This window comes from Nitrospira sp. Kam-Ns4a (assembly GCF_965152595.1).
Window position 1 is genome coordinate 1,643,312 of sequence record NZ_OZ224218.1, and the last position, 21,041, is coordinate 1,664,352.

The 21,041-nt window shown below is 69.3% G+C and carries 19 protein-coding genes; 16 read left to right on the forward strand and 3 right to left on the reverse strand.

The window, feature by feature from the left end; all coding sequences use genetic code 11:
• Positions 1–12 precede the first annotated feature (12 nt).
• From ACWHYQ_RS08235 to ACWHYQ_RS08275, 9 genes are all read left to right on the forward strand, one after another.
• Positions 13–438 carry a hypothetical protein gene (locus ACWHYQ_RS08235; protein WP_447975210.1) on the forward strand — a complete coding sequence of 142 codons (426 nt, stop codon included), beginning with the start codon at positions 13–15 and terminating at the stop codon, positions 436–438.
• Positions 435–1,304, forward strand: coding sequence for an LOG family protein (locus ACWHYQ_RS08240; protein ID WP_447975211.1), 870 nt, complete (start codon positions 435–437; stop codon positions 1,302–1,304). Before ACWHYQ_RS08235 ends, ACWHYQ_RS08240 begins: the two co-directional genes overlap by 4 nt.
• 23 nt (positions 1,305–1,327) lie before the next feature.
• Complete coding sequence (locus ACWHYQ_RS08245; protein ID WP_447975212.1) at positions 1,328–2,554, forward strand: DmpA family aminopeptidase; 1,227 nt, start codon at positions 1,328–1,330, stop codon at positions 2,552–2,554.
• Between the two features lie 71 nt (positions 2,555–2,625).
• Entirely contained in the window at positions 2,626–2,856 is a 231-nt protein-coding gene (locus tag ACWHYQ_RS08250) for a hypothetical protein (RefSeq protein WP_447975213.1), read from the forward strand.
• A gap of 20 nt (positions 2,857–2,876) precedes the next feature.
• Positions 2,877–4,112 carry an FIST signal transduction protein gene (locus ACWHYQ_RS08255; RefSeq protein ID WP_447975214.1) on the forward strand — a complete coding sequence of 412 codons (1,236 nt, stop codon included), beginning with the start codon at positions 2,877–2,879 and terminating at the stop codon, positions 4,110–4,112.
• Positions 4,113–4,182: 70 nt separating this feature from the next.
• Positions 4,183–4,578 (forward strand): FKBP-type peptidyl-prolyl cis-trans isomerase, encoded by a 396-nt coding sequence (locus ACWHYQ_RS08260; RefSeq protein WP_447975547.1) that lies wholly within the window; start codon positions 4,183–4,185, stop codon positions 4,576–4,578.
• Positions 4,579–4,654: 76 nt separating this feature from the next.
• The gene (gcvT, locus tag ACWHYQ_RS08265) at positions 4,655–5,767 is read left to right on the forward strand and encodes a glycine cleavage system aminomethyltransferase GcvT (RefSeq protein ID WP_447975215.1); all 1,113 of its coding nucleotides are present in this window, start codon (positions 4,655–4,657) and stop codon (positions 5,765–5,767) included.
• Positions 5,768–5,827: 60 nt separating this feature from the next.
• Positions 5,828–6,355, forward strand: a complete 528-nt coding sequence (locus ACWHYQ_RS08270; protein WP_447975216.1) for an NUDIX hydrolase — start codon at positions 5,828–5,830, stop codon at positions 6,353–6,355.
• A 249-nt stretch (positions 6,356–6,604) separates the two neighbouring features.
• Positions 6,605–7,039, forward strand: coding sequence for a response regulator (locus ACWHYQ_RS08275; RefSeq protein WP_447975217.1), 435 nt, complete (start codon positions 6,605–6,607; stop codon positions 7,037–7,039).
• Here the strand turns inward: ACWHYQ_RS08275 and ACWHYQ_RS08280 are convergent.
• Together ACWHYQ_RS08280 and ACWHYQ_RS08285 are read right to left on the reverse strand one after the other, a co-directional pair.
• The gene (locus ACWHYQ_RS08280) at positions 7,036–8,346 is read right to left on the reverse strand and encodes an aminotransferase class V-fold PLP-dependent enzyme (protein WP_447975218.1); all 1,311 of its coding nucleotides are present in this window, start codon (positions 8,344–8,346) and stop codon (positions 7,036–7,038) included. The genes ACWHYQ_RS08275 and ACWHYQ_RS08280 overlap by 4 nt on opposite strands.
• 29 nt (positions 8,347–8,375) lie before the next feature.
• Entirely contained in the window at positions 8,376–9,257 is an 882-nt protein-coding gene (locus tag ACWHYQ_RS08285; RefSeq protein ID WP_447975219.1) for a formylglycine-generating enzyme family protein, read from the reverse strand.
• A gap of 81 nt (positions 9,258–9,338) precedes the next feature.
• Between ACWHYQ_RS08285 and nfi the strand changes: the two genes are divergently transcribed.
• Positions 9,339–10,040 carry a deoxyribonuclease V gene (nfi, locus tag ACWHYQ_RS08290; RefSeq protein WP_447975220.1) on the forward strand — a complete coding sequence of 234 codons (702 nt, stop codon included), beginning with the start codon at positions 9,339–9,341 and terminating at the stop codon, positions 10,038–10,040.
• Positions 10,041–10,045: 5 nt separating this feature from the next.
• On the opposite strand, the gene gcvP is transcribed toward nfi, so the two are convergent.
• Positions 10,046–12,958, reverse strand: coding sequence for an aminomethyl-transferring glycine dehydrogenase (gcvP, locus tag ACWHYQ_RS08295; RefSeq protein WP_447975221.1), 2,913 nt, complete (start codon positions 12,956–12,958; stop codon positions 10,046–10,048).
• A gap of 314 nt (positions 12,959–13,272) precedes the next feature.
• On the opposite strand from gcvP, the gene ACWHYQ_RS08300 reads away from it, so the two are divergent.
• From ACWHYQ_RS08300 to ACWHYQ_RS08325, 6 genes are all read left to right on the forward strand, one after another.
• The gene (locus tag ACWHYQ_RS08300) at positions 13,273–14,928 is read left to right on the forward strand and encodes an FAD-binding protein (RefSeq protein ID WP_447975222.1); all 1,656 of its coding nucleotides are present in this window, start codon (positions 13,273–13,275) and stop codon (positions 14,926–14,928) included.
• Positions 14,929–15,026: 98 nt separating this feature from the next.
• Positions 15,027–15,704, forward strand: coding sequence for a response regulator transcription factor (locus ACWHYQ_RS08305; RefSeq protein ID WP_447975223.1), 678 nt, complete (start codon positions 15,027–15,029; stop codon positions 15,702–15,704).
• Positions 15,705–15,829: 125 nt separating this feature from the next.
• Entirely contained in the window at positions 15,830–17,257 is a 1,428-nt protein-coding gene (locus ACWHYQ_RS08310) for a sensor histidine kinase (protein WP_447975224.1), read from the forward strand.
• A gap of 248 nt (positions 17,258–17,505) precedes the next feature.
• Complete coding sequence (locus tag ACWHYQ_RS08315; protein WP_447972544.1) at positions 17,506–18,807, forward strand: IS1380 family transposase; 1,302 nt, start codon at positions 17,506–17,508, stop codon at positions 18,805–18,807.
• 116 nt (positions 18,808–18,923) lie between these two features.
• The gene (locus tag ACWHYQ_RS08320; protein WP_447975225.1) at positions 18,924–20,417 is read left to right on the forward strand and encodes a DegQ family serine endoprotease; all 1,494 of its coding nucleotides are present in this window, start codon (positions 18,924–18,926) and stop codon (positions 20,415–20,417) included.
• A gap of 65 nt (positions 20,418–20,482) precedes the next feature.
• Positions 20,483–21,007, forward strand: coding sequence for a Spy/CpxP family protein refolding chaperone (locus ACWHYQ_RS08325; protein ID WP_447975226.1), 525 nt, complete (start codon positions 20,483–20,485; stop codon positions 21,005–21,007).
• Positions 21,008–21,041 lie beyond the last annotated feature (34 nt).

The window sequence follows — 21,041 nt, forward strand, 5'->3', positions numbered from 1 at the left end:
CGGACGCTCCCCATGCTGGTCCTGGTGCCCGTGCTTGGGCTCTCCCTCGCGGGCTGCGGGTTCGCCAGCTTCGTCCGGCTGTCCATGAACGATCAGATCAAGCCGGAGGACGTGAGCTTCATCGAGCCGGGGCGGACAACGCTGAGGGAGATCGTGACCAGGCTGGGACCGCCGCACGAGATCGAGGCCGTCGGGGACGGGATGGTCGCCCGGTACCATTTCCGCGACGTGAAGTACTCGCGGCTCAACCTGGGCTGGCCCGCCCGGTTCTTTCTCCCCGTCACCCCGGACATGATCCTCGCGGGCGGAGGGCTGGGGACCGACGTGTTCCAGGTCCGCTTCGACTCGGACTGGGTCGCCCTGGAGCAGGCTTTTGCCCGCCACGCCGACTCGTCTCGCTACAAACCCTGGCCCTTCGCAAGGGGAGGCGTGCCGTGAGCGATCCCGGGCAGGATCTTGAGGCCCGGCAGCGGGCATTGCTGCAGGCCCCGTCCTATCGCCGCGCGGACCAGGACCTGGAATTTCTGGCGCGCGACGCGCTCCGCCCGGTCCGCCTCCAGCTCGAGCTGCTGAAGCCGGAGTTGATTCAGCAGGAGGAGGGGATCCGCTCGACGATCGTCGTGTTCGGGAGCGCGCGGCTCACCGAGCCGGCCGCGGCCCGGGCGGCGCTGGCCCGGGCGGAAGCCGAACTGGCCGGCCGGCCCGATGACCCCCAGGCGCGCCGCGCCGCCGCGGTCGCGCGGCGGCGGCTCGAGCTGGCCCGCTACTACGACGAGGCGCGCGAGTTCGGGCGCCTCGTGTCGGCCACCTGCCAGATGGACGGCCGGTGCGACTACGTCATCGTCACCGGTGGCGGGCCCGGCATCATGGAGGCGGCGAACCGCGGCGCGGCGGACGTTGGAGCGAAGACCATCGGGTTCAACATCACCCTGCCCCAGGAGCAGCGCCCCAACCCCTACGTGTCGCCCAGCCTCTGCTTCCAGTTCCGCTACTTCGCGCTCCGGAAGATGCACTTTCTGCTTCGGGCGAAGGCCCTCGTTGCCTTTCCTGGTGGCTTTGGCACGCTCGACGAGGTCTTCGAGGCGCTGACCCTGCTCCAGACTCGCAAGGTGTCGGACCTGGTCATCGTGCTCGTGGGGCGCGCCTTTTGGGACCGGCTCATCGACTGGCCGGTGCTCGTCGCGGACGGCCTGATCAGCCCGGAGGACCTCGAGCTGTTCCACTATGCCGAGACCGCGGCCGAGGCCTGGCAGATCATCCAGGCGCAGCGCCAGCGGATGACGCCGCCCGGCCGGGAGCCGTGAGCCAAGCCGTGGCGAGGCACGCCATGATCAGCTCGAGGGCACGGGTGTGCAGGCGAATCCTCCCGGTCCTCTTTGTCCTGGCGCTGGGGGCGCCGGTGCGGGAGGTCGCCGTGAGCGCGGGGCCGGCGCCGGACGAGCCGCGTCTGCGGGCGCGCGAGTTGGGCATCACGATCGGGCGCTACCAGCCGGGTCGCTGGAACGCGATCACGGACGTGGCCGGCGTCAAGGTCGGGCACGTCACGCTGATCCGGGGGGAGGGCGCGCTCAAGCCGGGCCAGGGGCCGGTACGGACCGGCGTCACCGTCGTGATCCCTCGCGACGATGTGTGGCGGAAGAAAGTCCCCGCCGGCGCGTTCGTCCTGAACGGCACCGGCGAGATGACCGGCCTCGCCTGGGTCGCCGAGTCCGGGTTCCTGGAGTACCCGATTGCGCTCACGAACACGCTCAACGTGCCGCGGGTGGCGAATGGCGTGATGACCTGGATGATGCGGAACTACCCGGGCATCGGGATCACTGACGACACGCTGACCCCGGTCGTCGCGGAATGCGACGACAGCCGGCTCAACGACAGCCAGGGCCGGCACGTCTCCGAGGACGACGTGGTCAAGGCCCTGGACAGCGCGTCGAGCGGGCCGGTCGCAGAGGGCGCGGTCGGCGCCGGGACCGGCATGGTCTCCTACGGCTTTAAGGGCGGCATCGGCACGGCCTCGCGCAAGCTGCCCGACGAGGAGGGCGGCTACACGGTCGGCGTGCTCGTGAACGCGAACCACGGGCGGCGGCCCGAGCTGATCGTCGCGGGGGTGCCGGTGGGCAAGCTGTATGAGGACAGTGCGGCGCCGCGCCGCGGCGCCGCGGGCGAGCCGCCCGGGCCGCCGGGCGAAGGCTCGATCATCGTGATCATCGCGACCGATGCGCCGCTCGACAGCCGCCAGCTCGGGCGGCTGGCCAAGCGCGCGGCCCTCGGGCTGGCCCGGACGGGCTCCACGGCCCGGCACGGGAGCGGGGACTTCATGCTCGCCTTTTCGACCGGGAACACGATCCCGCACGATCCCCGGGAGCGGACCTTCGTCATGACCCACCTCGCGGACGTCCATCTGAATCCGCTCCTGACCGCGACCGTGGAGGCGACCGAGGAGGCGATCCTCAACGCCTTGACCATGGCTACCACGATGGTCGGGCGGGACGACCACCGCGTGGAAGCGATCTCGCTCCGACGCCTGCGCGAGCTACTCGCCCGTGCCGCGCGCTGAGCGCCGCGGCGGTCCCGGCGCGCTTGCAATTTGGGGGACCTGCCGCTATCCTGGCGTGGGCAAGAGGAGCCATGGGCGAATACCAAATCGGCGGGGCTCTGCGGTTGCTGACCGCGCTCGAGAAGACCCAGAGTTTCTCCGAGTTCCTGAAGACCCGGATGGTCCGGGCGCTGGAAGCCCAGGACCCGACCGAGCTCCACTACCTGCTCGCGCAGCTCGATGACTACCACTCCTACCTGTGGCGGTACTACAAGAAGCTCCAGGAGGAGCGCGGGGATCGCGCCGCGCCGCTCCCGGAGTAATGCCTCCCGCCAATGCGCCAATGGACAAACCCGGACTCGCGTTGCTAGACTGGCGCATGCGCTTCGCCGTGGCGCTCTCGCGGGACTCTGACGCCCTCCTGGCCGGCCGCACGCTCGCGCAGGCCGTCCGCCGCCAGCTCGGCGATGGGGCCGTGGACCTCGCGTTCCTGTTCTGCTCCTCCCATCTCGCGGCCCGGGCCGCGGAGCTGTGCGCGGTTGTGCGGGACAGCCTCGCGCCGCGCGTGCTCGCTGGCTGCACGGGCGAGGGCGTCATCGCCGCAGACGAGGAGATTGAAGTCGCGCCGGCCGCGACCCTCTGGGCCGCGCAGCTCCCCGGGGTGTCGCTGGCCCCGCTGCGGGCCTCCGCCGTCGAGGCGGAAGAGCCCTTCAGGCTCGAGGAGTGGCCCGACGCGGTCGGGGCGGCCTTGCCGACCTTCATCCTGCTGGCGGATCCTTTCACGACGCCCGTGGACGAAGCCCTCGCCGCGCTCGCGGAGCGCGCTCCTGGCGCGGCCGCGATCGGCGGGCTCGCCGGCGGCGGTCAGGACGCGGGCGAGAACCGGCTGATCTTGAACGAGCGCGTTTACGCCGACGGCCTGGTCGGGGTCGCGGTCTCCGGGCCGGTGCAGATCCGGACAGTGATCTCGCAGGGCTGCCGGCCGATCGGCGACCGCTACGTCGTGACGAAGGCGGAGAAGAACGTCATCTACGAGCTGGGCGGCGCGCCGGCGCTCGAGCGGCTCCAGGCGGCCTTCGAGTCGCTCTCGGCGGAGGAGCAGAGCCGGGCGCACCGGGCCCTGCACATCGGCATCGTCATGGACGAGCACCGCAACCGCTTCGAGCGCGGGGACTTTCTCGTCCGCAACCTGATCGGCGCTGACCGCGGGTCGGGCAGCGTGGCGATCGGCGATCTGGTCCGCGAGGGGCAGACGGTGCAGTTTCACCTGCGTGACGCCCGGTCCGCCTCGGAGGACCTGCACCTGCTCCTCGCCGCGGACCGGGCCCGCCACAAGCGGCCGCCGCGGGGCGCGCTGCTCTTCAGTTGCTGCGGCCGCGGGCGGGGCCTGTTCGGGCGGCCGCACCATGACGTGTCCGTGATCCGGGAGCGGGCGGGCGAGGTCCCCGTGGCCGGCTTCTTCGCGCAAGGCGAGATCGGCCCGGTGGGCGGGCGGACGTACCTCCACGGCTACACGGCCAGCGTGGCGCTGTTCGCGGAGCCCGAGCCGGGCCGCGCAGCGGGGCATGACGCGCCCTGACCCGCCGACGAAGGAGCAACCGATGAAACAACGAGCGCTGCTCGCGAGCCTGCTCGCCCTGCTGCTGGGCGTGAGCGCGAGCGGGCGGGCGGACGAGAAGCCAGCCGGGCCCGCCGCCCAGGGGCAGGTCGTGACCACCGAGACCGGGCTCCAGTATGTGGACCTGACCGTCGGGACCGGCCGGCCCGCCGAGATCGGCGACACCGCGACCGTGCATTACACCGGCTGGCTAGCCGACGGGACGAAGTTCGACAGCTCCCGCGACCGCAACGAGCCCTTCTCGTTCCGCGTGGGCGCGGGTCGCGTCATCAAGGGCTGGGACGAAGGGATCCTGGGCATGAAGGTCGGGGGCAAGCGGAAGCTGATCATCCCGCCGGATCTCGGCTACGGCTCGCGCGGCGCCGGCAACGTGATCCCGCCGAACGCGACGCTTACCTTCGAAGTCGAGCTGTTGCAGCTCCGATGAGCGCGCCGCCGGCCTGCCACCGCCGTCCGGCTCGGTCCGCCCCCGTCGCTGCCCCCACCAGGTTCTGGTCCCGCGTATGAACCGCACGCCCCTCTTTGACGCGCACGGCGCCGCGGGCGCCAAGCTGGTGGACTTCGCCGGCTGGGAGATGCCGATCCAGTACTCCGGCGTCGTGGACGAGTACCAGACCGTCCGGACGAAGGCCGGGCTCTTCGACGTCAGCCACATGGGGCGCGTGCGGGTCGCGGGAGCGGGCGCGCTGGCCTTCCTCCAACGCGTCACGACGAACGATGTGACCAGGCTCGACGTGCTGGCCTCCCAGTACTCGATGGTTTGCAACCGGCAGGGCGGGATCAAGGACGACATCTTCGTCTACCGGGTCAAACCCGAGGAGTATCTCCTCTGCGTGAACGCGTCGAACCGGGAGAAGATCGTCGCCTGGCTGCTCGAGCAGGCGGCTGGGGCGCGCGGCGTCACCCTGGCGGACCGGTCAGCCGAGTTGGCGCAGCTCGCGCTGCAAGGGCCAGCCTCGCGCGAGATCCTGGCCGCGTTGGGCGTGGCGGGGCTGGACGCGCTCAAGGCCCGCCGCGGCCTGGAGGGGTCGCTCGCCGGCGCGTCGGCCCTGATCACGCGCACCGGCTATACCGGCGAGCTCGGCTACGAGCTGTACGTGCCAGCGTCGGCGGCGCCGACGCTCTGGCGGGCGTTGCTCCAGGCAGGCGGGCCCCTGGGGCTCAAGCCGGCGGGGCTGGGCGCGCGCGATCTGCTACGGCTCGAGATGGCCTACCTCCTATACGGGAACGACATCTCGGAGGACACGACGCCGCTGGAGGCGGGGGCTGAATGGGTCGTGAGCTTCGACAAGGGCGACTTCATGGGGCGGGCCGCCCTGCGGCGGCAAGCCGAGCAGGGGCTGAGCCGGCGGCTCGTCGCCTTTGAGCTGACGGAGAAGGGCGTGCCACGCCACGGGTTCACGATCCTCGCCGCGGGCGAGGCGCGGGAGCCGATCGGCGAGGTGACGAGCGGGAACCTCTCCCCGATCCTCCAGAAGGGCATCGGGCTGGGCTATGTCCCGCCTGCCTACGCCAAGGAGGGGACCGCGATCGGCATTGAGATCCGCGGCCGCATCGTCCCGGCCGTCGTCGTCACGCCGCCGTTCTACAAGAAGCGAGTAGCGAGTAGCCAATAGCCCAAAGCTCAGGAACCGGGCGTTCGCTATTTGCGGGTCGCTACGAGCGAGTCGCTACCGATGGACAAGAACGTCTTCAAAGGGCGGGTCCTCAATCTCTTCCTGGAGACGGTGACGCTCCCGAACGGAGGCACCGTGGAGCTGGAGATCATCCACCATCCCGGGGCCGCGGCGGTCGTGCCGATGAAGGATGACGGCACGGTCGTCCTGGTCCGCCAGTACCGGCATGCCCTGCGGACCTTTATCTACGAGATCCCCGCCGGCAAGCTCGGGCCGGGTGAGGACCCGAGGAGCTGCGCTGCGCGCGAGCTGGAGGAAGAGATCGGCTACCGCGCCGGCTCGCTCGAGCTGCTCGTCAGCGTCTATACCGCCCCGGGCTTCTGCGACGAGGTTATTCACATCTATCTCGGCACCCAGCTCACGCCGGGTCGCCAGCAGCTCGACCGGGACGAGGTCCTCGAGCTCGTCGAGATGCCGCTGGATCAGGCCCTCGCCCATATCCGCGACGGGCTCATCCGGGACGGGAAGACGATCGTCGGGCTCCAGAGCGTCTACCTGCAGATGCGCAGCCACGCCCCCGAGAAATAGTCCGCCCTGGGCCCCCGCTCCAACTCCGCAGCGAAGCGCTGACCCACGATGCGCATGGGTCGCCCCAAAAACGACGCCCGCCGGGCTTCCAAGGAGGAGCGCCTGCTGCACCTTGAAGCTGCCCTCTGTCGGCCCCTTACTTGGTCGGGTCTGAATGAGGGGGTTGCTTGTCGGTGAAACGACGACCTACAGTCAACCTTCACCGAGGACCTACCGTGCCTCGATGAGGCTAGAGGATGAGGACCGGCGATGTCCCCGCCTCGTGACGTTCCTACCATCCTGGTGGTGGACAGTGAAGCGCGGAGCCAGCAACTGGCCTGCGAGGTCCTCCGGGCAGAAGGGTATACCTGTCTGAACGCTGCCCACGCCCTGCACGCGATCCAGCTCTGCAAGCAGTATCCCGGTGCGATCCACCTGCTGTTGACCGAAGACGAGATGCCTTGGATGGACGGGCCTGAGTTAGCCGTGCAGATCCGGGCGTTGCGGCCACACGTCCGTGTCTTGTTCATGACCAGCTCCTGGTCGGGGACAGGTCCGGCCCCGGCCGGGGTTGGCCGCGATCGCATCCAGAAGCCATTCACGGCGGAGCGGCTGCTGGAGAAAGTCCGGCAGGTGCTGGGGGGCGAGCCGGACTGTGCGGGTGGGCCAGCGAGCGCGGCGAGCGGCACGCACGGGCCGCGCTAACTGCTGAGCCGGCGGATCTCCCCTAAGGTTTGTTCGACTTCCTCCGCCGAGGTCAGGAGGCTGGGGGCGAGCCGCACGTACTTCGTGGCGTAGGGTGTGACCGTGGCCAGGATGCCGCGCTGGTGCAGGCGGTCCACCGCATCGGCCGCCTTCATCCCCTCGACCTCGAAGCAGGTGATCCCTGCCGACAGTTCGTCGGCCAGGGGCGTCCGGAGCGTCACGTGCGGCATTCGGCGCAGGCCCTCCTTGAGCTGGCGGTTCAGGGCGTGGATCCGCTCCGCGACGCGCGCCTTCCCGATCGCGAGGTGGAATTGAAAGGCCTCGGCCAGCGCCCAGCGGTGCTCGAACGAGTGGAACCCGCCCGGCGTCATGAAGGCTCCCATTGGGATCTGCTGCGGCGGCAGGTCTTTCATCCAGATCTGATAGGCCTTGAAGTTGAACGTCGGGATGATCGCGTTCGCGGCCGGCCAGGCCCGGGGATGGCCCCAGACCAGCCCGGTCCCCCGGGGGCCGAACAGCCACTTGTGCGTCCCGGCGACGAAAAAGTCGCAGCCCAGGTCCTCCATCCGCACGTCCTCGACCCCGAGGCCGTGGACGCCGTCCACGCAGAGCAGCACCCGGTCGCCCTCCGCCCGGGTCGCGTTGATTGTGGCCAGGGCCTCGGCGATCTCCCGGATCGGCAGCTTGAGCCCGGTGCTCGAGTGCACCCAGGTGACGGCGACGATCCGCGTTTGCGGGCGCACGGCCGTGGCCAGCGTCTCGACGATCTCGGCCTTGGACACGGTCTCCAGCCGCCGGTAGACCGGGATCTGGCGAAACGCCGCCCCCGTGCGCTGCGCCCGCAGGCGGAGGGACATCTCCGTCGAATAGTGGTCGTGCACCGTGGAGAGCACCTCTTGCCCCTCCCGGAGCGTCAGCCCGCCGTAGAGGAGCCCCAATCCCATGGTCGTGCTGTCCGTCAGCGCGATGTCTTCCGGCCGGACGCCGAGGTAGTCCGCCGCGGCGCGGAGCACCGCGGCCTCCAGCCGCTCCTCGTGCTCGATGAGGTAGCCGAGCGGGTTCTCATCGAGGGCCCGCCGGTGTCGCTCGATCGCCTCCCGGACCGGCGTCGGGTGCGAGGCCAGGAAGAAGCAAGCCATGTGGATCAGGTCACGCGAGAGGGGAAACTGGTCGCGCACAGCCTCCCAGGTGTCGAGCGTCCGCCGCGCCGCGGCGGCGGTCGCTGCGGCCAACACCGGGCGAGCGGCGTCGAACGCCGCGGCACTGACGGCCAAGCCGGACCGGATCAGAAACTCCCGACGATTCATCGGGTCGCCCGCGGGCCTATCCCGAGCCTTCAGCCCGCGTCCTTCGCGCAGCGGAACCCGGTGCCGTGGTTGCGCATCAGCGGGCGGGAGCCGTCGCGCGCCGTGGTGCGGAGGAAGTGCCGGTGGTTGAGCCAGGAGCCGCCGCGCGTCACCTTGTACTCGCCCGCCGCGGGGCCCTTCGGATTCTTCGCAGGTGCGGCGGCGTAGGCGGCGGGGTCATACCAATCCGCGACCCATTCCCAGACGTTGCCGGCGAGGTGCAGGATCCCCGTCGGCGTCGCGCCCGCTTCCAGCGCCGTGACCGGCAGCGTCAGGAGGCCGTGAATGCCCCGCCGCTCGATGATCTCTGCTCCGCTGTCGGCCCACCAGGCCTTGGCCTCCTCGGGCGTGGCGAAGTCCTTCTCCGCCCAGTACGCGACGCCGTTTGCGCGGGTACGATCCCACTCGTTGCCCCAGGGATAAAGCCGGCCATCCGCGCCCCGCGCCGCCTTCTCCCATTCTGCCTCGGTCGGCAGCCGCTTCCCCGCCCAGCGGCAGAAGGCCTCGGCATCGAACCAATCCACGTTCACCACCGGATGGTCAAGGAGCGCGGGCGCGATCTCGGTCCCCTGCCAGAGATTGTAGCCGGGATCGCAGCAATGTTCGGGCACGCGGTGGCCGGTCGCCTTCAGGAAGGCCTGGTAGCGCCGGTTCGTGACCTCGTGCTGGTCGAGGTAGAACGCGTCCAGCTCGATGGTGCGCTGCGGCTGCTCATCGGGATCGCCCTGGCCGGCCGGACTGCCGCGCAGGAACGGGCCGGCAGGGATGAGCACCATCGGCGCCTCGTCACGGCCGTGGCCCTCGCCGGCCCAGGCTGGAGCCGCCTCGCCACTGCCGAGCCAGACGATGCACATCAACAGAATCCGCCCCATGCCGTGACTTTCCCTCGCCGCGCTTACTATACTGCGCTGGCCATGATCGAGCCAAGCTGACGGACGGTCGGAGGGGCACCGATGGAAGTCCGGCACTTCCACTCCTGGAACGTTTCACCGCAAGAGGCGCTGGAGATCCAGCGGCAGCTTCGCGCCCGGGTGGTCACTCAGGGTGAGATCGCCGCGCCCCGGCTGGTGGCCGGCGCGGACGTGGCCTTCACCAGGGACACGGCCCATGCCTGCGTCGTCGTCTTGACGTTCCCGTCCCTGGACCTCGTGGAGACGGTCGTCCACCGGGAGCCTGTGGCCTTTCCCTACATTCCGGGACTGTTGTCGTTCCGGGAGACCCCGGCGCTTGCGCAGGCCTTCAGCCGGGTCCGCCACGAGCCCGACGTCATTTTCCTAGACGGGCAAGGCCTCGCGCATCCGCGGCGGGCCGGCATCGCCTGCCATCTCGGCGTGATCTTAGACCGGCCGACGATCGGCTGTGCCAAGTCGCGCTTGTTCGGGCGACATGGCGAACCGCGAGCGGCCCGCGGCTCGGTCGCTGACCTCTGCGATGAGGACGGGGAGGTGATCGGGGCGGTGGTGCGGACGAGGGACCGGGTCCGGCCCGTCTTTGTGTCGGTCGGGCACCGGATCAACCTGGCCCAGGCGGTCCAGCTCACGCTGGCTTGCGCCAGACGCGCGCGCGTGCCCGAGCCGACGCGCCAGGCGGATCTCCTGGCCGCGCGCGCGAAGCGCGGAGAGCAAGTCGAGGGGGGCGGCTTCCTGTTCGGCTGACCGGGTTACCCCGACTCGCGCTCCACCGGCGGGCAGGTGCAGAAGAGGTTCCGGTCGCCGTAGGCGTTGTCAATGCGCGCGACGGCTGGCCAGACCTTGTGCTCTTGCACCCAGGGCGAGGGAAAGGCTGCCTGCTCACGGCTGTAGGGATGCGGCCAGTCGGTCGCGGCGACCGCCTGGGCCGTGTGCGGCGCCTGCTTGAGCAGGTTGTTGTCGCGCGGCATCCGTCCCTCGACGATCTCCTGGATCTCCCCGCGGATCGCGATCATCGCGTCGCAGAACCGGTCCAGCTCGGCCTTGGATTCGCTCTCTGTCGGCTCGATCATGAGGGTGCCCGCGACCGGAAAGGACATAGTCGGCGCATGGAAGCCGAAGTCCATGAGGCGCTTCGCGAGGTCGTTCACCTCGACGCCGGCCGTCTCCTTGAACTGGCGCACGTCCACGATGAACTCGTGGGCCACGTAGCCGTGCTGGCCCGTGTAGAGCACGGGGTAGTGCTTCTCCAACCGCTTGGCCATGTAGTTCGCGTTCAGGATGGCGACCTGCGTCGCCTTGGTCAGTCCCTCGGCTCCCATGAGGGCGATGTAGACCCAGGAGATCGGTAGGATGCTCGCGCTGCCGTATGGCGCCGCGGCGACCGGGCCAATGGCCTTTGCGCCGCCGACCCGGCGCAGCGGATGGCTGGGGAGGAAGGGGGCAAGGTGGGCGGCCACCGCGATCGGCCCCATGCCCGGCCCGCCGCCACCGTGCGGGATGCAGAAGGTCTTGTGCAGGTTCAGGTGGCAGACGTCGGCGCCGATGTCCCCGGGCCGGCAGAGGCCCACCTGGGCGTTCATATTGGCCCCGTCCATGTACACTTGCCCACCGTGCTCGTGCACAATCGCGCAGATCCGCCGGATGCCTTCCTCGAAGACCCCGTGCGTGGACGGATAGGTGACCATCAGCGCGGCGAGCCGGTCGCGATGCGCGCGCGCCTTCGCCTCGAGGTCGCCCAGGTCCACGTTCCCCCGCGCGTCGCAGGCCACGGGCACGACCCGGAGCCCCGCCATGGTCGCGCTGGCCGGGTTGGTCCCGTGGGCCGACACGGGGATCAGGCAGACGTCCCGCCGGCCCTCGCCACGGTCCCGGTAGTAGGCCCGGATGACGAGCAGGCCCGCGTACTCCCCCTGCGAGCCGGCGTTCGGCTGGAGCGACACAGCCGCGAACCCGGTGATCTCGGCCAGCCACCGCTCCAGTTGGGCGAACAGCTCCTGGTAGCCCTGGGTCTGCTCTTCGGGCGCGAAGGGGTGGATCCGGCTGAAGCCCTTCCAGGTCACCGGGATCATCTCGACGGTCGCGTTCAGCTTCATCGTGCAGGAGCCCAGGGGGATCATGGCGTGCACGAGTGAGAGATCGCGCGCCTGGAGCCGGTGGATGTAGCGGAGCAGCTCGTGCTCGGAGTGGTACCGGTTGAACACCTCGTGCGTGAGGTACCGGCTGGTCCGGACGAGCGGGGCGGGCAGGCCCGGGTCCACCTGCTCGGCCAGCGCCTCGACCGTAAAGGGCCACGGCTGGTCGCCGGCGAAGATGTCCAGGAGCGTCCGCAGCTCCTCGAGGGTCGTCGCCTCGTCGAGCGAGATGCCAACCGATCCGTCCGCGAACGGCCGGAGGTTGGTCCGCCGCGCCCGCGCCCGGGCATGGAGGGCGTCGGCCGATCGCACCGGCGCGCCGGCCCGAGGGCGCACCCGAAGCGTGTCGAAGAACGGCGCAGAACCGAGGTCGTAGCCCAGCCGGCGCAGGCCTTCCGCCAGCAGGCAGGCCAGGCCGTGCACGCGCTCGGCGATCCGCTTGAGCCCCTCCGGGCCGTGGTAGACCGCGTACATGCTGGCCATGACCGCGAGCAGCACCTGGGCGGTGCAGATGTTACTGGTTGCCTTCTCGCGCCGGATGTGCTGCTCGCGGGTCTGGAGGGTCAGCCGCAACGCGGGCTTCCCCGCCGCGTCGCGGGAGACCCCCACGAGCCGGCCGGGCATCTGCCGGACGTATTCCTGCTTGGTCGCCAGGAAGGCGGCGTGGGGGCCGCCGAACCCCAGCGGCACGCCGAACCGCTGGCTGGAGCCGACGGCGATGTCCGCGCCGAACTCGCCTGGCGGCTTGAGGAGCGTCAGGGCCAAGAGGTCGGTCGCGACGACGACCTTCACCCCCGCGGCCCGGGCCCGAGCGATCAGCGCGCTGTCGTCGCGCACCACCCCGTCGGTCGCCGGGTACTGGAGCAGGAGCCCGAAGAGCCCGTCGAGCTGGATGCGGTCCGGGCGGCCCACCTGGAGCCGGATGCCCAGCGGCTCCGCCCGGGTCTCCAGGACGGCGATCGTTTGCGGATGGCAGTCCTCCGCGACGAAGAAGCCGGTCCGGGTCCGGCTGCCGCCGGCCTCGTGGTCGGCGATCCGGAGGCACATGGTCATGGCCTCCGCGGCCGCCGTCGCCTCGTCGAGCAGGGACGCGTTGGCGAGCGGCAGGCCCGTCAGGTCGGCCACCATGGTCTGGAAATTGAGCAGCGCCTCGAGCCGGCCCTGCGCGATCTCCGGCTGGTAGGGGGTGTACTGGGTGTACCAGCCCGGATTCTCCAGGATGTTGCGTTGAATCACTGGCGGGGTCACGCAGTCGTAGTAGCCCATGCCGATGAAGGAGCGGAAGATCTGGTTGCGGTCGTGCAGGGCCCGCAGCTTGGCGAGGACCTCATGCTCGCTGAGGCCGACGTCGAGCGCCAGCGGGCGGCGCAGCCGGATGTCGCCCGGGACCGTCGCCTCGATCAGGGCCTCCAGCGACTGGAGGCCGAGCGTCGCCAGCATCTCCTGGATATCCGCGTCGGTGGGGCCCAGGTGGCGACGAACGAAGCTGTCGGTCGGGTTCAGGAGCTGCCTGCGATCCGTCTCGGTCACCGGTTGACCTCCTTGCGTTTGGTGTGAGCGGCACCGGGGGCTCCCTATTATGCCCGAAACGATCCGCCCTTGCCATCGGCCGACGTTTGCGCCATCATGAAGGCTGTGACGTCTGGACCGATGAACAACCCGCTGCGCCGCACCCGATCCCGCAAGGCTCCCGTCCTGCCCGAACTCATCCCGCACCCTCGGGGCGTCTCCCTGCCGCCCCCGATCCGAGCCGAGGTCCCGCCGCCTGCCGAGGCTACGGCTCCGCGGCCGGCTGGGCAATCTGGCTTTCGGTGGGCGCCGAGCCCCGCCCCTGTTTCCGCCCCATGAAGGTGCACGATCTGCTCATCGTCGGCGCCGGCCTGGCCGGCATGCGGGCCGCATTGGCCGCCCCTGCCCATCTCGACGTCGCGCTGATCTCCAAGGTCCATCCGGTCCGGAGCCATTCCGTGGCAGCGCAGGGCGGCATCAATGCGGCCCTCGGCGAGCACGATTCCTGGGAGCAGCATGCCTACGATACGGTCAAGGGCGGGCTGTGGCTCGGCGACCAGGACGCGATCGAGGCCATGTGCCGCGAGGCGCCGGGCGACATCCTCGAGCTGGAGCGGATGGGCGTCATCTTCAGCCGGGACGAGCGCGGCCGCATCGCCCAGCGGCCCTTCGGCGGGGCGGGCGCCGTGCGGACCTGTTACGCCGCCGACCGCACGGGCCATGCGCTCCTGCACGTCATGTACGAGCAGCTCCTCAAGCGGCAAGCCTTCGTCTACGAGGAGTGGTACGTGACCGCCCTGATCGTGGACGGGGGCGCCTGCCGCGGCGTGGTCGCCTGGGACCTGCTGCGCGGGGGCCTCCACGCGATCGGTGCCAAGGCGGTAATCCTGGCCACGGGCGGCAGCGGGCGCGTGTTCTCGACGAGCACCAACGCCGTCATTAATACCGGCGACGGCATGGCGCTCGCCTACCGGGCCGGCGTCGCGCTGGAGGACATGGAGTTCGTCCAGTTCCACCCCACGACGCTCAAGGACACCGGGATCCTGATCACCGAGGGCGCGCGCGGCGAGGGGGGCTATCTGCTCAACACGCTCGGCGAGCGGTTCATGAAACGCTACGCGCCGGAGCAAATGGAGCTGGCAACCCGGTCCACTGTGTCCCTCGCGATCGGCCGGGAGATCCTGGAAGGTCGCGGCGTGGACGGCTGCGTGCTCCTGGACCTGCGCCACCTGGGCCGCCAGCGCATCCTGGAGCGGCTGCCGCAGATCCGGGAGCTGGCGATGGAGTTCGCCGGCGTGGACCCGATCGAGAGCCCGATCCCCGTCCGGCCCGGCGCGCATTATCAGATGGGCGGCGTCCGCGCAAACCAGTGGGGCGAGACCGAGCTGCCGGGCCTCTACGCGGCGGGCGAGTGCGCCTGCGTGAGCGTCCACGGCGCCAACCGGCTGGGAGGGAACTCGCTGCTCGAGACGATCGTGTTTGGCCGGCGGGCCGGGCAGCGGGCGGCCCAGTACGCGGCCGGCGTCCCGCCCCGGACCCCGCCGGAGAGCGTGCTGCGGGACGAGGAGGCCCGGCTGAAACGGCTGCTGAGCAACACCGGCCGCGAGCGGCCCTGGCAGGTGCGCGAGGAGCTGGGACAGGTCATGAGCCAGAACCTCGGGATCTTCCGGACGCAGAAGTCCCTGCAGGACGCGAACGAAAAGGTCCGCGAGCTGAAGGCGCGGGCCGCACACGTGTACCTGCAGGATCGCGGCCGCATCTTCAACACCGAGCTCATCCAGGCGCTGGAGCTGGCCTCCCTCCTGGACGTGGCCGAGACGATCGTGGCCGGCGCCCTCGCGCGGGAGGAGAGCCGGGGCGCCCACTACCGGTCGGACTTTCCCGACCGCGACGATGCGGCCTGGCTCCGGCACACGCTCGCGCATCGGACGCCGGAGGGTCCGCGCTTGTCCTACGCCCCGGTGACCGTCACCCGCTGGCCGCCGAGGTAAAATAAACTGAAGCGTCTCTCGTGAAGCGTTCCGCTGAAGGGAAAACAAGCAACGTTACTTCTGATCCTACGGGCGACGAACGACGAGATACGAGGCACATGAGAGTTCTCGTCGTGGAGGACGAAGCCAAGGTCGGCTCCTTCATCCGGCGGGCGCTGGAGGAGGAGAGCTACGCCGTGGATCTCTGCGCGGATGGGAAGACTGGCCTCGAGCTCGCACTCCAGGGCCATTACGACCTGGTGATCCTGGACGTCATGCTGCCCGGCCTCTCCGGGCTGGAGGTTCTGGAGCGGCTCCGCAAGGAGAAGGTGCGGACGCCGGTCCTGATCCTCACCGCGCGCTCCCAGGTGGATCAGAAGGTCAAGGGGCTGGACGCGGGCGCCGACGACTACCTCACCAAGCCCTTCGCGATCGAGGAGCTGCTCGCCCGTGTGCGGGCGCTCTTGCGCCGGGGAACCGGGGAGGCGGCCGGCGTGCTCCAGGTGGACGACCTGGTCCTGAACCCGGCCACGCGCGAGGTGACCCGCGGAGGCCAGCGGATCGAGCTGACCGCGAAGGAGTATGCCCTCCTCGAGTACTTCATGCGCAACGCCGGCCGCGTGCTCACCCGCCCGATGATCGCCGAGCACGTCTGGAACCTAGACTTCGACACCTTCACGAACGTGATTGACGTCTACGTGAGTTACCTCCGGAACAAAATCGACCGCGGGCGGGAGCGCAAGCTCATCCACACGGTGCGGGGCAGCGGGTATACGTTGAAAAGCGGGAACGAATAGCCCCCGGCGTCTCGCCTGGGTTCAGATCGGGTTCAGGCTCTGGCCATCGACCAGACGCTCTTTTCCAACTGTTCGCGTCTTGTGAGCCGTACGCCATAAGCCATACGCTACTGACGCTCTGAGCTATGAGCGATCCCCTATCTACCGCGGGCTCTCGTCTCTCGCTCCGCTTGCGCCTCACGCTCTGGTACGGGAGCGCGCTCGCGTTCATCCTGGTCCTGTTCGCCGGCGTGCTCTACGCGGTGATGGCCCGCCAGTTGAAAGACCAGGTGGACCGGTCGCTCGAAGAGGCGGCGACGGTCGCGATCCGCTCGATCGAGGAGCGGCGATTCGGCCCCTTTCTGCTCTTCGACGACCTCTCAGCAGACTTTCCCGAGCTGGCGGTCCTGGACAAGTTCTTCCAGATCTTCGGCCCGAGCGGGAAGATCACGATCCAGTCGGCGAACCTGGGGCATCGGGACATTCCGCTGAGCCGGACCGCGCTGGAGGCAGCGTTCGCCGGCAAGACCACCTTCGAATCCGCCCGCTTCCAGGAGGGCCCGCCGATCCGGCTCGTATCGGTTCCCATCACGCATGGCGGGACGCTCGTCAACATCGTGCAGGTCGGCACCTCCCTGAAACCGGTCGAGCAAGCGCTGAACCGGCTGCTGTTCATCTTGCTGGTCACTGTGCCGGGGGCGCTGATCGTGGCGCTGGCGGGCGGGTGGCTGCTCGCCGGCCAGGCGCTCCGGCCGGTAGGTGCGATCACGCAGGCCGCGGAGCGGATCGCGGGCGGGGACCTCACGCAACGCCTGACCGTGCCGACCTCCGCCGACGAGATCGGCCGGCTGGCCGCGAGCTTCAACCACATGGTCGCCCGGCTGGAGGCCTCCTTCCGCCAGGTGCGCCAGTTCACCTCGGACGCCTCCCACGAGCTGCGCACGCCGCTCACGGTACTCAAGGGCGAGACCGAGCTGGCCCTGCGCCGCCCGCGCTCCGCCGAGGACTACCGCCAGGTGCTGGAGAGCAGCCTCGAGGAGATTGACCGGATGACGCGGATCGTGGACGAGCTGCTCCTGCTCTCCCGCGCCGACCTGGGCGAGATCAAGCTGGCGGCGCAGCCCGTGCGCCTGGATTCGCTGGTGGAGGAGGTGCAGCACCAGGCGGGGGTGCTCGGGCAGGAGCGCCAGGTCGAGGTCACGCTCGGCGCGACGGCGCCGTGTACCGTGGTCGGAGACGAGCTGCGTCTCCGAGAGCTGCTCCTGAACCTGGTGGACAACGCGGTGAAGTACTCCTATCCCGGCGGCAAGGTCGAGCTGGCGCTACGGTGCGAGTCAGGCTGGGCGCAGCTCTCGGTCACGGACCACGGCATCGGCATCCCGCCGGAGGCGCAGCCGCGCATCTTCGACCGGTTCTTCCGCGCGGACAACGCGCGGGCCCACGCTCAGCAGGGCACGGGGCTGGGGCTCCCTATCTGCCGCTGGATCGCCGAAGCCCACCACGGCCGCATCGAGGTGCAGAGCGTGCTCGGCCGGGGGTCGGTCTTCACGCTCATCCTCCCGCTCGCCGCTTAGAACCTTTTAATCCCGCGCTAATTGTCCCCTCATCTTCGCTTGCTAGGGTCATTGAGCAGAACGCCGAGGTACGGCTGCGGCGACACATCTGAAGCCCTGTGGGCGCCGCATGACAAGCGTGGATCATAGAAGAACCTGAATCCGGCGCCAGGTAATGACAAGATCCTCTGCTGACGCGCATTCTCGGGCCGCTGGCGCCCCTTCGGGGGAGTTGAGCGAAAGCTATCATTGTGTTAGCTTTGGCTCAAATGCCGCGGGGGCCCCGGAAGCTCACGATCAGGTTCGGTGCCGCGTCGCTGACGCATTACGGCGGCGTCTACCTGCTGCATCGCTTCTTGTCCCGGATTGGCTTCAAGGACGCGATCGCCCGACATGTCCGAGTGGTCCAGCGGAACAACCGGTACAGCATGGGCGAGATGCTGCTCGCCCTGCTGTACCCCATGATCCTCGGGCTCGAACGGATCGAAACCACGCAGTTGCTGCGGCAGAATGGCGTATTCCAGTCTCTCACCGGCCTGCCGAGCTATCCAGAGGCGACCACGCTCCGCCGCTTCCTGCTGCGGGTGGCCCCGACGGCGCTCCCGAAGGTGCGCGCCCTGCACGACAGCTTTCTGCGCCGGATGACCGTTCGGCCGCGGCCCCCGACCCGGCTGATCTTGGACGTGGACTCCACCGTGCTGGTGGTCTATGGCCGTCAGGAGCAAGCTCGGATCGGCTACAACCCGGTCAAGCGGGGCCGGCCGTCGTATCACCCCTTGCTCTGCTTCGAGGGACAGACCAAAGATTTCTGGCACGGCGAGTTGCGGCCAGGGGATGCGCATACCGCCAGCGGGACGCTCGACCTCCTCGCGGCGTGCTTCGCGAAGATCCCGGCCGGGGTCCGGTTGACGATTGTCCGCGCGGACAAAGGGTTTTACGACCACAAGCTGATCGAGTGGCTGGAAGAACACAGGGCCCGATTTGTGATCGTGGCTCGCCTGACCGCCCCGATCAAGCGCAAACTGTCGGGTCTGCGGTACGTCAGTCCCAGTCGAGGCATCGAGGTGGCCGAGTTCCGCTACCAGCCTACCCGCTGGCCCCATCCCTGTCGGTTCGTCGTGATCCGTCGCCCGCAGGCCGAAGAGCCCACCGCCCAGCTGACACTCTTCAAGCTCGGCAAGTACCACTACCAGGTCCTCGTCACGAATCTCCCGTTGCGACCCCTCAACCTCTGGCGGTTCTACAACGATCGCGCCGGAGTCGAGTTGCTCATCAAACAGCTCAAGGGAGATTACGCGTTGGGCAGCATTCCCACCCGTCACTTCTTTGCCAACGAGACCTACTTCCATCTTCTTCTGCTAGCCTACAACCTCGTCAACTGGTTCAAGCGACTCTGCTTGCCTCTGGAATTCCAGAACGCCACCCTTCAGACCTTGCGTCAGCGGATCCTCTCCATGCCCGCCCAGTTGCGGCGCGCTCGCAATCGTCCCACCCTGACCTTACCGGCCAGCGGCTATCGAGAGGCCGCGTGGAAGTACGCCCTGCATCAGATCCAGCGACTTAGGCTGTGACGCCCGCGCTTTTCACGCCGGATTCAGGAAGAAAACTAAGCTTCCCGGGGGTACGGATCCGGCGCGCGCAATTGTCAGCGCGCCGGCCCAGGCAAGCGTGGAATGGAGGACACACGATGCTCGCACGAATCGTTCGCAAGGGGTTGGCAGGCGCAGCCTCGGTGGCGGCCGCCCTGCTGATTACCGGTCCGATCTGGTTCGCCACCGGCCGACTCGACCACGTGCCACCGTCCGCCGTCGCCGCCGCGACCAGGCCGGCAAGTCCCGCGCCGCCGGTCAGCCAGCCAGCCGCGGCGGGATTTCCCGAGGTCGCCAAGGCGGTGACGCCGGCGGTGGTCAATATCACGACGCCGCGCGAGCGGCGCGGCCCTGTGCCGTTCGGCCAGCAGGATCGGGAGGACCCGATGAACCGCCGGTTCGGCTTCCCGGACCTGCCCTTCGGCCCTCGCGGTGACGGGCCGCGCGGCGGCGGGATGGGCTCCGGGGTCATCATCTCGCCGGACGGGTACATCGTCACCAATCACCACGTGGTCGAGGGCGCGCGCGAGGTGCGCGTGGCGCTCCCGGACAAGCGGGAGTTCATCGGAAAGGTCGTGGGCACCGACCCGAAGACCGACCTCGCGGTCGTGAAGGTGGATGCGCGCGACCTGCCCTTTGTGCCCTGGGGCGACTCCGCGTCACTCCAAGTGGGTGAATACGTCCTGGCTGTGGGCAATCCCTTCGGGCTGAACTCGACGGTCACGCTCGGCATCGTGAGCGCGCTGGGCCGCGGGCGGATGGGGATCACGCAGTACGAGGACTTCATCCAGACGGACGCGGCCGTCAATCCCGGCAATTCGGGCGGTGCCCTGGTCAACACGAGGGGCGAGCTGGTCGGGATCAACACGGCGATCTTCTCCCAGACCGGTGGGTACCAGGGTATCGGGTTTGCGGTGCCGGCAAGCATGGCCAAGCCGGTCACCGAAAGCCTGATCGCGACCGGCAGGGTCGTCCGCGGGTACCTGGGGGTGGCCATCCAGGACCTCACGCCGGATCTCGCCGAGTCCTTCGGGCTCAAGGAGGCCAGGGGCGCGCTCGTGAGCGACGTGAACGAGGCGAGTCCGGCTGCCGAGGCGGGCCTCCGGCAGGGCGACGTCATCATCGCCTACGACGGCCAGCCCGTGGCAGATCCGGTCGCCCTACAGCGCGCGGTCACGAGCACGAAGGTGGGTGCCAAGGTTGCGCTCACGGTGCTCCGTGAAGGCCGTCAGCGCGAGCTCACCGTCACGGTCGGCGAGCAGCCCGCGCCAGCCAGCGTGGCTCGCCGCTCCGACGGCGAAGCTGGCTCCGCGCTGGTCGGCGTCGAGGTCCAGGACCTCGATCGCCGGCTGGCCCGGGAGCTGGGGCTTCCGGGCAACGCCGCCGGCGTTGTGGTCGTGAACGTGGACCCGGAGAGCCCGGCTGCCGAGGCGGGGGTTGTCCCCGGCGACGTGATTCGGGAGATCAACCGGCAACCGGTCAAGACCGTCCGCGACTTCGAGAAGGCTGCCTCGGCGCTCAAGAAGGACCGGACCGCGCTGCTGCTGGTCACGCGGCGCGGGGGCTCGCTCTTCATCACGGTCAAGGCGTAATCCGAAACCCGCTCCCCTGGGGGGAGAGGGGATGGGTGAGGGGAAGAAGGAAGGAGGCTAGAGCCATGAACGGAAGAGTGCTGACGGGCGCGGCGGCGATGGTGCTGGCGCTGGGCGTGAGCCTTGCACCGGCCTGGGCGGACCAGGAGCGGCAGGAGAAGGGGTACGGCGGCCACGGCTACGGGACGCATGCCTGGGCCGCTAGGACGATGGGCCATCACGGCGGCACCGGCCATTTTCTGCGGCACCTGCTCAAGCACGGCCAGGAGATCGGCCTGACCGATGAGCAGGTCGCCAAGCTCAAGGCCCTCCAGCTCGAGATGGACAAGACCCGGATCAAGATGGAGTCGGACATCCTGGTCGCTGAGCGGGAGCTAGCCGCCCTGGTCGAGGACGACAAGGCCGAGATCGGCACGATCGAAGCCAAGCTCAAGCAGAGCGAGGCCCTGGAAGCGGATCTCCGAATGGCCGCGATCAAGGCCAGGCGGGACGCCTGGGCGCTGCTCACGCCCGAGCAGCGGGAGAAGGAGCGGGCCGTGCACGAGCAGATGCGGCGCCATCACCGGGAAGGGCATCACCGGCAAGGGTGACCGGCGCGCGAGCCTCGACGCAGGGCACGACGCG

What these genes read in the sequence shown, in the direction of transcription:
- ACWHYQ_RS08235 (WP_447975210.1), top strand. Translation starts at nt 13, where the DNA reads ATGCTGGTCCTGGTGCCCGTGCTTGGGCTCTCCCTCGCGGGCTGCGGG.
- ACWHYQ_RS08245 (WP_447975212.1), top strand. Translation starts at nt 1,328, where the DNA reads ATGATCAGCTCGAGGGCACGGGTGTGCAGGCGAATCCTCCCGGTCCTC.
- ACWHYQ_RS08250 (WP_447975213.1), top strand. Translation starts at nt 2,626, where the DNA reads ATGGGCGAATACCAAATCGGCGGGGCTCTGCGGTTGCTGACCGCGCTC.
- ACWHYQ_RS08255 (WP_447975214.1), top strand. Translation starts at nt 2,877, where the DNA reads ATGGACAAACCCGGACTCGCGTTGCTAGACTGGCGCATGCGCTTCGCC.
- gcvT (WP_447975215.1), top strand. Translation starts at nt 4,655, where the DNA reads ATGAACCGCACGCCCCTCTTTGACGCGCACGGCGCCGCGGGCGCCAAG.
- ACWHYQ_RS08270 (WP_447975216.1), top strand. Translation starts at nt 5,828, where the DNA reads ATGGACAAGAACGTCTTCAAAGGGCGGGTCCTCAATCTCTTCCTGGAG.
- ACWHYQ_RS08275 (WP_447975217.1), top strand. Translation starts at nt 6,605, where the DNA reads ATGTCCCCGCCTCGTGACGTTCCTACCATCCTGGTGGTGGACAGTGAA.
- ACWHYQ_RS08280 (WP_447975218.1), bottom strand. Translation starts at nt 8,346, where the DNA reads ATGAATCGTCGGGAGTTTCTGATCCGGTCCGGCTTGGCCGTCAGTGCC.
- ACWHYQ_RS08285 (WP_447975219.1), bottom strand. Translation starts at nt 9,257, where the DNA reads ATGGGGCGGATTCTGTTGATGTGCATCGTCTGGCTCGGCAGTGGCGAG.
- nfi (WP_447975220.1), top strand. Translation starts at nt 9,339, where the DNA reads ATGGAAGTCCGGCACTTCCACTCCTGGAACGTTTCACCGCAAGAGGCG.
- ACWHYQ_RS08300 (WP_447975222.1), top strand. Translation starts at nt 13,273, where the DNA reads ATGAAGGTGCACGATCTGCTCATCGTCGGCGCCGGCCTGGCCGGCATG.
- ACWHYQ_RS08305 (WP_447975223.1), top strand. Translation starts at nt 15,027, where the DNA reads ATGAGAGTTCTCGTCGTGGAGGACGAAGCCAAGGTCGGCTCCTTCATC.
- ACWHYQ_RS08310 (WP_447975224.1), top strand. Translation starts at nt 15,830, where the DNA reads ATGAGCGATCCCCTATCTACCGCGGGCTCTCGTCTCTCGCTCCGCTTG.
- ACWHYQ_RS08315 (WP_447972544.1), top strand. Translation starts at nt 17,506, where the DNA reads ATGCCGCGGGGGCCCCGGAAGCTCACGATCAGGTTCGGTGCCGCGTCG.
- ACWHYQ_RS08320 (WP_447975225.1), top strand. Translation starts at nt 18,924, where the DNA reads ATGCTCGCACGAATCGTTCGCAAGGGGTTGGCAGGCGCAGCCTCGGTG.
- ACWHYQ_RS08325 (WP_447975226.1), top strand. Translation starts at nt 20,483, where the DNA reads ATGAACGGAAGAGTGCTGACGGGCGCGGCGGCGATGGTGCTGGCGCTG.